The sequence below is a fragment of the Lewinella sp. 4G2 genome, assembly GCF_001625015.1.
Classification (GTDB): Bacteria; Bacteroidota; Bacteroidia; order Chitinophagales; family Saprospiraceae; genus Neolewinella.
In genome coordinates this window covers 1,649,309-1,662,073 of sequence record NZ_LVWJ02000014.1, presented here as the reverse complement: position 1 = coordinate 1,662,073, position 12,765 = coordinate 1,649,309, and the positions used below count along the sequence as shown (strand labels likewise).

Annotated in this window: 9 protein-coding genes; 6 read left to right on the top strand and 3 right to left on the bottom strand. The window is 56.5% G+C overall.

Going from position 1 to position 12,765, the window contains the following annotated elements; all coding sequences use genetic code 11:
* Position 1 precedes the first annotated feature (1 nt).
* The 3 genes from A3850_RS07630 (at position 2) to A3850_RS07620 (ending at position 6,421) form a co-directional block, all read left to right on the top strand.
* Positions 2-3,778, top strand: a complete 3,777-nt coding sequence (locus A3850_RS07630) for a hypothetical protein (protein ID WP_068215270.1) — start codon at positions 2-4, stop codon at positions 3,776-3,778.
* A 137-nt stretch (positions 3,779-3,915) separates the two neighbouring features.
* The gene (locus A3850_RS07625; RefSeq protein ID WP_068215269.1) at positions 3,916-5,361 is read left to right on the top strand and encodes a sulfatase; all 1,446 of its coding nucleotides are present in this window, start codon (positions 3,916-3,918) and stop codon (positions 5,359-5,361) included.
* A 16-nt stretch (positions 5,362-5,377) separates the two neighbouring features.
* Complete coding sequence (locus A3850_RS07620) at positions 5,378-6,421, top strand: T9SS type A sorting domain-containing protein (protein WP_197494009.1); 1,044 nt, start codon at positions 5,378-5,380, stop codon at positions 6,419-6,421.
* Positions 6,422-6,524: 103 nt separating this feature from the next.
* Here the strand turns inward: A3850_RS07620 and A3850_RS07615 are convergent, their stop codons facing one another.
* The 3 genes from A3850_RS07615 to A3850_RS07605 form a co-directional block, all read right to left on the bottom strand.
* Positions 6,525-7,094 (bottom strand): carbonic anhydrase, encoded by a 570-nt coding sequence (locus A3850_RS07615; RefSeq protein ID WP_231915294.1) that lies wholly within the window; start codon positions 7,092-7,094, stop codon positions 6,525-6,527.
* Positions 7,095-7,173: 79 nt separating this feature from the next.
* On the bottom strand, positions 7,174-7,914 hold the full coding sequence (locus A3850_RS07610; RefSeq protein ID WP_068215267.1) for a hypothetical protein: 741 nt from the start codon (positions 7,912-7,914) through the stop codon (positions 7,174-7,176).
* A 205-nt stretch (positions 7,915-8,119) separates the two neighbouring features.
* Positions 8,120-9,526, bottom strand: coding sequence for an RtcB family protein (locus tag A3850_RS07605; RefSeq protein WP_068215266.1), 1,407 nt, complete (start codon positions 9,524-9,526; stop codon positions 8,120-8,122).
* A gap of 169 nt (positions 9,527-9,695) precedes the next feature.
* Here A3850_RS07605 and A3850_RS07600 point away from each other — a divergent pair, with 169 nt between their 5' ends.
* Genes A3850_RS07600 through A3850_RS07585 form a run of 3 tightly spaced genes read left to right on the top strand, consistent with a single transcriptional unit; the run spans position 9,696 to position 12,755 of the window.
* On the top strand, positions 9,696-10,712 hold the full coding sequence (locus A3850_RS07600) for a YafY family protein (RefSeq protein WP_068215265.1): 1,017 nt from the start codon (positions 9,696-9,698) through the stop codon (positions 10,710-10,712).
* Between the two features lie 51 nt (positions 10,713-10,763).
* On the top strand, positions 10,764-11,507 hold the full coding sequence (locus tag A3850_RS07595; RefSeq protein WP_068215264.1) for a TonB-dependent receptor plug domain-containing protein: 744 nt from the start codon (positions 10,764-10,766) through the stop codon (positions 11,505-11,507).
* Between the two features lie 54 nt (positions 11,508-11,561).
* Positions 11,562-12,755: a TonB-dependent receptor gene (locus A3850_RS07585; protein ID WP_082921682.1), complete on the top strand. Its 1,194-nt coding sequence runs from the start codon at positions 11,562-11,564 to the stop codon at positions 12,753-12,755.
* Positions 12,756-12,765: the final 10 nt, after the last annotated feature.

The window sequence follows — 12,765 nt, the reverse complement described above, 5'->3', positions numbered from 1 at the left end:
CATGCTCAAGAAGCTACTGCGCATCTTCCTGGTTTTCTGGCTCCTGCTCTTCATCGGGGCCGGGGTGGCGCTGTGGTACGCCAACGACTACCTCGAGTCCAACCAGGAGAAGTTGCTTCATGAGTACCTGGCGACGAAGGGGATGTCCGTTTCCTTACGCGAAGTCCGCCTCGAGATCTGGAAGGATTGGCCCGAAGTACGCCTTACCGTCGACAGCCTCGTCGTGCGCGACACCACGCAGGCTACGCGGGTGCCGGAACTCATCAACGCCCAGCGTATCCGGGCAAAGGTTGATCTGGACAACCTGCTGGCCGGCCGCATTCGCATCCAAGAGATACGGATGATCGATGCCCAAGTGCACCTGGAAAGTGACTCCGCCGGCGTCTTCAACCTGGGTTACCTGGCGGATCGAGACACGGTTAAAACCAAGCTGGATACGCTAAAAGATGCCGTCCAACCCAACTACATCAGCGTGGATTGGGAGGGGCTGACGGCTGCACTCGACAACGTCAACCTCAAGTTCATCCACCCCAAAAAGCGGAAAAACATCGAGGTGCTGGCCAGGTCCCTCAGTGCGGTAGTGGATCGAAATGAGGAGCGAGAATTGTGCGTCGACGCCAACGTCGATTTCCACTTCACGGACCTCGCCTTCAACACCGACAAGGGAAGTTACCTGCGCGGTAAGGATCTGAGTGGGCCGTTGGACGTAGTTCTTGGGGAAGAAGTCATTACACTGCACCCGGCGAACCTGTCGGTGGCGGGTATGGATCTCCGGCTAGCCGCGGAGATCCACAAGGAAAAGACGGATACCTCCTACATCGACGTGTCTTCCGAGGCAATTGATTACGCCACGGCGCAATCCATTCTACCGGAGGAACTTCAGGAAAAACTGGCGGACTATACGGTTACGGGCGCCTTCCCCGCCCACGTTTCCATCGCTACGCCCCTTGGCCCGGGAAACGACCCGCGCCTTGAAATCGACTACGTGATGTCCGGCCAGGACGTCCGCCTAAAGGAACACCAATTCGACAAGGTTTACGCTACCGGCACGCTCATCAATCGGCTTTCTCCGGCGGAGGGAGGCATTCCCAATAGCCCCCGCAACCTGCGCGTGCGCGCCAAAAATGTGAAGGCTTATTACCTCGGCAACGTCCTCATTGAAACCGATAGGGTCGACGTCAGGATTCCGGGCCGTGATGCCATTCTACGCGCTAACCTGGACATCTCCGGGCCGGCCCGTGCCGTGAGTGACTACCTGCGCAACGATGCATTTTTCTTCAAACGGGGTAAGTTTCGGCTTAAGGCTGGCGTCAATGCTTCGCTCCTCGATTTTGAGGAGATCATTCAGACTACGGACGGGGAGATCGCCTTTTACAACACCGAAGTTTTCTACGGCCCGGCCGGTATCAGTTTCCCTTTCCGGGCGATCCGTACGGTCAAGGATGGCCAGGATATTCGTTACGGCATCGTCAGCCGCCCCCTACGCACCGGCTTCAGTTTTGACCTCAACGGCAAGATCGACAACATCGTGCCGCTGCTCATGGACCAGCCCGCTCAGCGCATTACCACGGACGTAAACTTCCACACCGAGCGCTTTGACTGGCGCGACTTCCGGGCCCTGTTCGGCGAAGACGGCCGCCTCGTTTCTGACGATGAAGAACTCGTGTTCACCGACGGCCCCGCTCCCAAAAAGAATAAGGGCGCTGCCGCAGGTGCCGGGGAAGTGGGCGAGTACGGTCCGGACGGCCGCCCACCACTGGATACGCTGACGGAAGCCCAACAGGTAGCCGCCATGAAAGCCTCGCTGATGGGTATCGAGAAAGCCTTCCACCCCAACTTCAGCATGAAGTTTGATACCGTGAAGTACTACGACGTATTCACCCTCACGGACTTTACGACCGGCCTCCATTTCGTCGAGGACACCCTGCGGCTGGAGAAAACCTCCTTTGATTGGTCCGGCAGCGACATTCAATTCGCCGCTCGTTTGGACATGAATGAGCCGAGCGTTACCCCCTTCGACGTGGAGTTCGTGGCCCAGCACCTCAACCTCAACCGGCTGCGGAATAGTCTGGACTACTTCGGCGTAGCTCTCCCCAAAGAGTTGGAGACACTCCCCTCCGATCTACACATCGATTTCCAGCACCGGGGCCGCATCGCCGACTCCATTGGTATCGTGGGTGGCTACAACTACGGCCGGCTCCTGTTTGACGACGGGCGGGACGAACTGTTTTCCGGCACCCTCCAGTACGAACCCAGCGAAACGGACGGTAGCATCCAGACCAAGTTCCACCTCAACGGTGACCCCCAGGTCGTCAACGTACTCTTCGCCGCCGAGAACTTCTTCTTTGGGGAAGGCCGCTTTGCCATCGACCTGGATTTGGACGGCACCCCGGAAGACCTCCCCGCCCTACTGAAAACTGGTCGTATGGACCTCTCCATCGACAGCAGCAGAATTCTCTACCGGCCCGGGCAGGTCTACATTCCCGTGCGCCACTTCGACGTAAAGATTGCCGAAGAACGGGCGGATTACTCTCTGAAACTCGTTACCGACTCCACCAACCGTACCATCCGGCTAGATGGTTACCTGGATCAGCTGGCAGCTTTCATGTTCCCGGACACCATTGAGGCCACAGCTCCCTTCCACGTAAAAGCCGACATTCGTGCGGACGCCTTGAGTTACCCGGATCTGCTCAGCCTCATCCAATCGCAGCGGGACAACTTTACGTCAAGTACCGATAGTATCGTGGTGGATTCTTTGAACTCCATCGCTGGTACCGAAACAGTAACGGATACGGTGACTAAGGCCAGTAGCTTAAAGCAGGTACTGTCGACCACCGGTGGGGTATTCAACTCTTTCCGCCCCGAACTGAGCCTAGAGGTGGACACCTTCATTCTTTCCCCCCGCACAACGCTCTTGGATTTAGCCACGGGCATGCGCGTCCGTAACAATAATGAACTTGTGCTGGAACGCACCGGCTTCCTCATCGACGATGGCAAGGTGGAGATCGACGCGGTCTACGCGCTCGACAGCCTGGCCGTATCTCCCTTTCACGCCAATTACCGCATCGAAAACATCGACCTGGACCAATTGGTCGGCGAATTCGCAAAAGTTAACCCTGAGGTCAAAAAGCAAATAGGAGAAATCTCCGGCAGGCTCAACCTTCACGGAGAAATGAATGGCTGGCTGAATGAGCGCATCCAACAGGTGATTTTCGATAGCACGACGGCTACCCTGAATTATGACCTGCAGAACATCGTCCTTACGGATTGGCCACAACTACTGGAGGTGGGCAAGAAAGCGAAAATGCAACGCCGCTTCGAGCGTTTAGGTCTGGCTCCACTCTCTGGCTACCTGGAAATGAATCACGGCGTCTTGCCTATACCACGAATGGAAATTCAAACCACTGCCCTGCAACTGTTCCTGGAAGGACAGTACAGCCTGGCGGATGGGCCCGACCTGCTGGTTTCCGTGCCGGTATGGTCTAATCTATTCCGGGGTGTCCTGGATGAAGCACCGCCCAAAGAGGGCTACGCCCACGCGGGATGGAAAGTCTACCTTACTATGAAGATGGAAGAGGAGGACCCACAGGCAGACAAACCGAAAACTGGTTTTCTCCTTAGTCGCAGGAAGTACTACAAAAAACGGGGGGAACTCGAAGAGTGGAAGGCACTTCGTTCACGGTGGAAGAATGAGCGCAAGACCGCCCGCCAGGAAAGCAAAGTGCCACGCAATACCGAGAAGGCCGCGAAACAGTCGGTGACTGACCGGAGGGATTAAATTCTATCACCTAAGAAGCGGCACCTGGGTCAACTGTCGGCATCCCACCTTAGCCCATACCACTGAAGCCTTATTATTACCAGCGTAGGCTGCTCACTTTGAGTACAGGTAGCCCGAATCCAAATAAATAGATCCTTATGCCCCTAAAGCTATTCGGCCTCTTCGCCTTCGTCTTGCTGGGAATGGGCTTTGTCCTCCGCCCCACCGGTGCAGTCGCGCCCACTCCAACGGGTATGGACCGGCCCAACATCATCCTGATCGTAGCGGACGACCTGGGCCTGTACGACTTGGGCTGTTACGGTAACGACATCATCGAAACGCCGCGGCTGGACGCCATGGCTGCCGCCGGTCTCAAGTTCAACGCCGCTTACTGCGCTGCTCCCATTTGCTCCCCGAGCCGGGCAGCCATCCAAACGGGCCTCGCTCCAGCACGGACGGGCATGACCGAACACCTCCGGGGAACACCAACGCCAACGGACTGTCAGCCGGTGATCGCTCCCCGCAATGCCATCCGCTTAGCCTACGCTTACCGCACCATTGGGGAGGCTCTGCAGGACCAGGACTACCGCACACTTTACGTTGGTAAGTGGCACCTGGGTGGCTTTGCTTACGGCCCACTGCGCCACGGATACGACGTGAGTTTGGCGGCCGGTGGCCAGGGTTTACCCAATAGCTTTTTCCGCCCCTTCTTCAACGGTAACCCCTTCCCCGAACTTAATACCACGGCTGCTGGAGATGACTACCTGACGGATGCCATCACCACGCTGGCGCTGGACGCGCTCCCTACTGATGACACTCCCTTCTTCCTCAACCTGAACTACTACAGCCCGCACGTCCCCATTGAAGGCCCGCCGGAGCTCGTGCAGAAGTACGAAGAAATCCTAGCGCCCACTAACCGGGAATTCCCCAACGCCGAATACGCCGCCATGGTGGAAACCATCGATAGCCAAGTAGGCCGCCTCGTCGATTCCCTGGAAGCCCGGGGGCTAATGGAAAATACCATCATCTTATTTACCTCCGACCACGGTGCCCTTACGGTAGAAGAGGTTGCGGCCTTCGCCGAGAATACGCCACCCACAGATAGTGGCCCGCTGCGGGATGGTAAGGGGTACATCTACGAAGGTGGGTTGCGGGTCCCCCTCATCGTCTACGCGCCCGGTCGTCTGAGCCCGGCGGAAATTAACCGCCCCAACAGCAACGTAGACTATTTTCCTACCATCACGGCCCTGGCGGGTAATCCGGAAACCACACCCGATGGTGAAGTGATTCCCAGCATTACCCAGACGCCGGACTTAGATGGCCAGCGTACCCTCTACTTCCACTTCCCCCACTACAGCCCGCAACGGGGTATGCCGGCGGGGGCCATCATTGAAGGGAACGAAAAGTACATTGATTGGTACTCTGATGTTGATAGCTCTTACTACGTTAATCTGGAGGCAGACCCTGGGGAAGCGAATCCGGCCGACGGGGCAACAGTACCCCGCGCCCAGGAATTACGAGCCAAGTTGGAAGCCTGGCGGGATAGCGTCGGTGCCCGACCTGCCATCCCCAATCCTAATTTTGACCCCAGCAACTGTAATTGATTTAGCCATGACGACCATGAAAAATCTGTTCTATTTATTGGCTATAATTCCCGGCTTCCTGAGCGCACAGGTAGATACCGTCTACGCATTCGAGGGCTTCGACTATGCGCCCCTCAACGGGATGTTCGAACTCGACGGTGGCAGTGAACAGGGCTGGACGAGCCCCTGGGAGCGGGAAATCGGCGACGATGGTATCATTCGCCGTGGCGATATCCCAACGGACTTGATCGGTCCTTCCGACGGAGGAACCCGCGCTTCACTGGAGTTCGTCCGGGCCGGTATCCGCTACAACCGCCGGATGCGCCGCCAGCTGGACGATGGGCGTGAGTACTGGGTATCCTGCATTATGAACTGGCTCCCCGGCTCCGCTAACGGCAACGTCGGCAACCTTACCCTGACGCAGAATAACCAACAGGTCATATCCGTCGGCAAAAAATTCGGCAACGGCCGCATTGCCATCGTTCTACCCGGTGGAGTAAATTTCGAAACCAACATCGCCGCCGAAGGCATTCATACCCTGCTGCTGAAGATCGAAACCAGTGGTAATAATGGAGCAGAAATGGCCTACCTCTGGGTGGACCCGGACCTAGCTACTCTTGGTGCTGACCCGGACGTCAGTACCGCCAACGTTCGTACGCCCGCGAATACTTTCCGGGCGAATAATGGTGTCGACGGCGTCCAGCTAAAAGTAGAAGGTACTCCTCCTCTTTTGGTGGACTACGATCGTCTGGTAATTGGAGGAAGTCTGGCTTCCGTCTCTCCCGGTTTCCTGGTGAATACGTCACAGACTACGCTTGCCCCCCTACCCCTATCTGTTTTCCCTAATCCGTTACGGGAGGTGGCTACGACTACTTTTTCCCTCACCACACCAGGGACTTTACGCATTGCGCTATGGGACTTAAACGGCAGATTAATTCGTGATTATGGCGAGGCACATTATCCGGCGGGCATCTCCGAGCTAAGCCTGCGTTTGGGTGGATCGAGTATTCCAACTGGCACTTACATACTAAGAGTTACCGGAGAGCAGGTAGCTGGAAGTGTAAAGGTGATTATCGATTAATTAAGGCAGGCCAGGATAATTACGAAGAAGCCCTACCCTAAACGAAGCACCCCGACTGGATCAGAATCCGGCCGGGGTGCTTTATTGAGTTGACTGGACGCTACTAGAGCATATCCACTTTGCCATCGGAAAGGTTGTAGTAGGCTGGTACGATCTCCAGTTTACCGTTGTTCACCGCATCACGGATGATGGCCGAGCGGGCTTGCAGTTCCTTAGCCGTCATCTCCGCATTCTTGCGCACGACGTCGTTGACCTCGGCCCCTTCTTCAGACGCATTGATGGCCGGATTGATGTGGGCTAGTAGGTGGTTAAGGTTGTATCCGTTATCACCACCGGCGACGGCTGCGGTTACGGCGCCGCAGGCCTCGTGGCCAAGGACGACGATGACCGGTGTACCGATGTGAGCGACGGCGTACTCAATACTGGCAATGCTCGAAGAGTTGGCTACGTTACCCGCAACGCGGACGACGAAGAGTTCCCCCAGACCGGCGTCAAAAGCTAATTCTGGCACCACGCGGCTATCCGCACAGGATAGGATGATGGCGTAAGGTTCCTGCCCGCCGGTAAGGCTACCGCGACGTTCTCGGTCCTGCAGCAGGCCGTCCAGTTTGTCGTTTACGAAGCGTTCGTTGCCGGCCTTAAGCCGTTCCAGAACCTGATTACTATTCATCATGGTGGGTTGAGTTTGATTGGTACATCTCGATAAAGAGGAAAAACAAATATATGTTCGGCCCCGAGAAAAGTAGCAACCCTTATCGATAAACGCGTTGGAGGTAGTTGAACTTAGCCACCTCACCAGCTACGGGCAGTGCTACTTCGTGCTCTCCCTCCAGAATAGAACGCGGGAAGGCCAACTTACCTATTGCTACTTCACCCGGTTTGATCGTCGTGATACGCATGGCGTACTGCAGCCAAAAATCCCGCTCCTCACTCCCGGGCAAGTCCTCCGGATTGAGGGGAAACTGACGGCTGGTGAGACCTAACACCGCGGCGTCAACTACGGCAAAGGTCAGGTCCGTATACAGTTGTTGCTGGACGGTAGCGAAGCCGCTTACTGCGTCGGCGCCACCATCGTCAACCGTACCGGCCACGACGGCTCCAGTGACGGCCAGGGCAACGCCCGCAATGGCAAGGGTTCGGTTAGTTCGAATACGGCGGATCTCCCCAAGATCAAGCTCGAGAATTTCTACCTCCGGGTCAATGGCCGAGAAAAATTCACCGTCGGGTGTAGTGATGCTTGCCTCGGCGGGGTCATAGGTAATCGCCTGGTCTCCGGTATTCTTGATCTCCACGTGGAAGATGACCACCTCCGAATCGGAATCAAAAAAACTGGTCTTGACCTCCGCAGTGGGCAGGTTAGCTACGGCTACGGCGTTACCGTATTCGTAGCTATCAATTTGAGCGGGGACGGGTTCTAACCGGACGACCCGCAACGGGCTACAGGAGGAAAGGATGAGGCATGCGAAAAATAAAAACAGGGTAAAGTGCTTCATGGCGTGGTGTTATGATTCGTTAATCAGGTGCTTAAAAATAGTCCGTAAGCCTAGTGTTAGCCAGCACGGGTTATCATCTTTCAAAATTATTAACGTCCTCAACCACAATAAACCGGTATCGTAAGAATTTGGTAACGGGCAAAAAAGCAGTAGCCCTTCCCATTGCTGAGAAGAGCTACTTATTAAAATTAACTAAGTCCAACTACTACCGCCGCTTCCCCCGACCTGACCGGCGGCGGTTGTGGCGCCCCGTATTCCCAGCCATGATGCAACCGTAGGGTAACACCCGGTCTACGATTTCTCCGAGGCCGAATTCCTCCATTTGCCGTTGCACGGTCGCCGCGTCCTTGTAGGCGGAAGGCAGTTCGGAAATGTCAATGCTCTTGGAGTAAAAACGAACGTCCAACCCAGCGGTCTCGTCGTCAAAGATCTCCCGCACGGTACGGTTTCCCTTTGATTTCATGTGGGCGGTACGGCTTACGTTACGGCCTGCTCCGTGCGGGGCGAAACCGATGTTGTTCTCCGTGGTATCACCGCGCACAATCAGAATGGGTTCGGCCATGTTCAGCGGGATCAGGCGCAGCCCGTCCTGGCTATCGGGAACGAACTTGTCGTCCAGCGGGGTAGCACCCTTGGCGTGGTAAAACAGGTCGCCATCCTTGAAGACGAAGTTGTGCTCGTTCCACCAGTTGTTCGTGGCCGTCGCGCCGGCAGCCTTGGCCGTGGCGGTGTGGATCAATTGGTGGTTGAGTTTCGTCCAGTCACGGACGACCTGCAAAGCTTCCCAGTAGGATTCTCCTTCGGGGGTATCGTAGGGGATCCAGGCGTTGCGTTCCTGCGTTTCCGGAGAGATGGCCCGGCGGAACTTCTCGGCAATCCGCATTCCCTTAGCGTACAGGGACGCGCCGAAGCCGCGGCTTCCGTGGTGCGTCACCAACGCCGTCTCGCCGGTAGACTCCACCTGGCCGACGTACAGGAAGTGGTTACCGTCCCCCTGCGTACCCAGGTGGGACTCAGACTTCAGGATCAACTTCTCTTCGTTCAAAAAAGCGTTGCTACGAATCCGCGCCGCCAGGTCACCGGGCAGTTCCCAACGGTCCTCCTTCGGGCGGCCTCCCCGACCGAAGTGGGTCACGTTATGCGCTGCATCCAGTACTTTTTTCGGGTCCGCATCACCGAGGAAGGTGATCATAACGGAGCAGCAAACGTCCGCGGAGTGCATCGCGGGGTGGATGGCGTTGCGGGCCGCCACAACCCCACCAACGGGGATCTGTCCGATGCCACCCGTTGGGCAGGCGTCCGGCATAACGGCGCCGGCTACGAGGGTGGGCGTCTTCATCAACTCATCCATGGTGGCGAATACCTTTTCTACGTTATCCGCTTCTACGGCGGATTCCGCCCGCAGGTTACGGTGATAAGGAACGGGCTCCGTGAAGGGCGCGACTACGTCCGGAATCACCGGTTCCTTTTCGCGCAGGTAGGTCAACAATTCGTCGCCTTCCAGTGGGTTTTGGGCCAGGTATTGCAGTGCTTCGGCGAACCATGCGCCGGGGGAAAATCCTAAATCGATCAGGGTCTGACCAGTGATGGGGGTGGTGTTCAATGCTTTCATGCTGCAATGTATCTTTGCGAGTACGCAATGCTTTTGCGCAGTTCGAAAGTTGCGGGATATTTCTTTTTTTCTTACCCTTTACCCGGCACCCGCGACAGCGCCACGCAGTTAGTCCCGCACTCAGTCGGGGCGCCCACCGCCTCAGGCTACACCGTAACCGAATAATAAGATGACCACCAAAAATGCCTTGATCCGCTACCGCACCATCGACCGCTGCCTCCAAAACAATGGCCGGCAGTGGGCGCTGCAGGACCTCATCGATGCCTGCTCCGATGCCCTTTATGAACTCGAAGGCCGCGATGTGGACGTGAGCAAACGAACCGTCCAACTCGATATTCAATTGATGCGGAGCGATAAACTGGGCTACAACGCACCAATTGAGGTATATAACCGAAAATACTACCGTTACGCGGACCCGGACTATAAAATTGCCAACGTACCGCTAACGGAATCGGATATGGCGGTGCTGACCGAATCCGTCACCATGCTGCGGCAGTTTCGTGATTTTAATTTATTTAATGAATTAAACGGCGTCATTCAAAAATTGGAGGATAAGGTTTACCGAAACGATAACGAGCTGGAACCCATCATTCATATTGATAAAAATGAATCACTGGTGGGGCTGGAGCACCTCGACGTACTCTATCAGGCCATCGCAAAAAAAGTGGTGGTCTGGATTGATTACCAATCGTTCGTAGCCCGCAAGAGTAATCGCTTTCGATTTCACGGCTACTTATTAAAAGAATTCAATAATCGTTGGTTCCTGGTCGGGCGAAAGGCGGAAGAAGAAAAATTATACACCCTGGCGTTGGATCGAATAAAAAGTATTTCCGTAGACCTGCGTACCGACTACGTACGCCGCGACTTTGATGCCACTACGTATTACCGGGATACTTTCGGCGTGACCGTGATCGGCAACCGCCCCGTACCCATCCGGCTACGCTTTGACCACCACAACGCACCCTACGTATTGACGAAACCATTACACCATAGCCAGGTAAGTCTGCCGCGGAGTGAAGATGGCAGCCTGGAAATCAAAGTAACCTTACAACTCAATTATGAAATAGAGCGGCTGATCCTCGGGTTTGGAGAAGGCGTGGAGGTGTTGGCGCCGAAGCGGTTGCGAAAGCGCATCAAGGGAATATTAAAACGCGCTGCGGGTCTTTATGCGCCCGGCAACGAATAATCCTTTATTTTCTAAAAGAACTCTACGCTGCCTCTGCAGTTACCTTCGTCCATGACTTCGAGCCGCTTTACCCTACTCCTCATTGTTTGCTTTTCCGCAATATCCCTAAGCGCCCAGGACACTCTGGCGACTGACCTCCAGGAAGTCACCGTCCAGGCCTACCGCAGCGGATCTTCCGCCAAACGGGTGGCGGCGGCCGTAGCCACCCTCGACCAACAAGCCATCGCCAACTTCCCTGGCAACGACCTCCTCCCCGCCATGAACACCATTGCCGGCGTCCGCTTCGAACAACGGGCGCCGGGCAGCTACCGCGTCAGCGTGCGGGGCAGCACTTTACGGTCCCCTTTCGGCGTCCGTAATCTCAAGGTTTACTGGAACGGCATTCCCTTCACCGAGCCCGGCGGCGACACGCAACTCAACTTCCTCGACGCCGGCAACGTCGACCGGACCGAGGTCATCAAGGGCCCCGCCGGCAGTCTTTACGGGGCGAGTACGGCCGGCACGCTCCTCCTCAGCACGGATACGCTGAGTAATCGGGTAAGCACCGAGATCAACGGCGGCAGCTACGGCTTTTTTCGGGCGCTGGCGCAGGTGCAGGGTGGGAAGGGCAACCGAACCCACCAACTCCGGTACGCCGCCCAACGGACGGACGGATACCGCGACCACAGTGGTCTCTTCCGGCAAACAGTTGAGTTGGCCCAACACTTTATGGCCGGTAAAAACCGAAAACTAAGGCTCTCCGCCCTCTACACCGACCTGAGCTACGACCTCCCCGGTGGACTAAATGCCGAGTAACTAGAGGAGAACCGGAGGCAGGCCCGACCCGGTTCTGCAGTTACCAACGCCAGCATCAATTACCACAACGCACTGATCGGCCTCACCCAAAACTGGACCGGCGATCAATGGACCAACGAGTCCACCATCTACGCCACCGGCTTTTACTTCGACCACCCCTTCAACTTCGACTACAAACGGGAAACCAACCTCGGCGCCGGCGGCCGGACGACCTTCGAACGGACCTTCGCCCTGGGTACCGCCGCCCTCAAGACCAGCGTCGGTGGCGAGTACCAACTTCAGTACCGAATGGCCAATAACTTTGGCAACGACGGTGGCCAACCGGCGGACCTCAATTTCAGCGATGAGATCGACACCCGCCAGGGGATCGGCTTCGCCCAGGCCATCCTGGACCTATCCGCCGGCTGGCGGGTGACGGCTGGCCTCAGCGCCAATACCCTCCGCTATCAGGTAGACCGGACGTTTGACGCCAACGCCCAGCCGGGAGCGGCGGAAAGTGATTTTGGCTTGGTACTTAGCCCACGCCTGGCCGTCCTGAAGGAATTGAGGTCCGTGAGTATTTACGCCAGCGTAGCCGATGGTTTCAGCCCGCCCACGCTCGACGAATTCCGTACCAACGAGGGCAGCCTGAACGTCACCCTCGCCCCCGAACGCGGGGTAAACTACGAAGTCGGGGCCAAGGGCAATCTTGATCGAATAAGCTACGAACTCGCGATCTATCACTTCAATCTACGGGAATCCATCACCACATTTTCGGACGAACGGGATACGCGCTTATTCCAGAACGCCGGGGGGACCCGCCAGTACGGGATTGAAATCAGCGGACGTTACGCCTTACTCGAGCAGTTGCAACTCGGGGCGAACTATACCTACCAGGAATTCACCTACCGCGATTTCGTCCGCGACGGTAACGACGTCAGTGGCGCGCAACTTCCCGGTTCCGCCCCCCACACAATTAACCTACTGGTGGATTACGGCTTCGCAACTGGCCTCTACGCAAACGTGCACTACAACTACACCGATGCCATTCCGCTCAACGACGCTGGTACCGTTTTCGGGAATGCCTACCACCTCCTCCGGGCCCGTCTTGGCTGGCGCGCTGGCCGCTGGGATGTATTTCTCTCCGGCAACAACCTGCTTGATCAGGAAATGAGTTTCGGCAATGATTTGAATCCCCGGTTCGGGGGAAGGTATTTCCAGCCTGCGGCGGGGATTAATGGAGTGGCTGGGGTGAAGTGGCGTTGGTGATCTTCGTCAC

What these genes read in the sequence shown, in the direction of transcription:
- A3850_RS07630 (WP_068215270.1), top strand. Translation starts at nt 2, where the DNA reads ATGCTCAAGAAGCTACTGCGCATCTTCCTGGTTTTCTGGCTCCTGCTC.
- A3850_RS07600 (WP_068215265.1), top strand. Translation starts at nt 9,696, where the DNA reads ATGACCACCAAAAATGCCTTGATCCGCTACCGCACCATCGACCGCTGC.
- A3850_RS07625 (WP_068215269.1), top strand. Translation starts at nt 3,916, where the DNA reads ATGCCCCTAAAGCTATTCGGCCTCTTCGCCTTCGTCTTGCTGGGAATG.
- A3850_RS07605 (WP_068215266.1), bottom strand. Translation starts at nt 9,526, where the DNA reads ATGAAAGCATTGAACACCACCCCCATCACTGGTCAGACCCTGATCGAT.
- A3850_RS07610 (WP_068215267.1), bottom strand. Translation starts at nt 7,914, where the DNA reads ATGAAGCACTTTACCCTGTTTTTATTTTTCGCATGCCTCATCCTTTCC.
- A3850_RS07595 (WP_068215264.1), top strand. Translation starts at nt 10,764, where the DNA reads ATGACTTCGAGCCGCTTTACCCTACTCCTCATTGTTTGCTTTTCCGCA.
- A3850_RS07615 (WP_231915294.1), bottom strand. Translation starts at nt 7,094, where the DNA reads ATGATGAATAGTAATCAGGTTCTGGAACGGCTTAAGGCCGGCAACGAA.
- A3850_RS07620 (WP_197494009.1), top strand. Translation starts at nt 5,378, where the DNA reads ATGAAAAATCTGTTCTATTTATTGGCTATAATTCCCGGCTTCCTGAGC.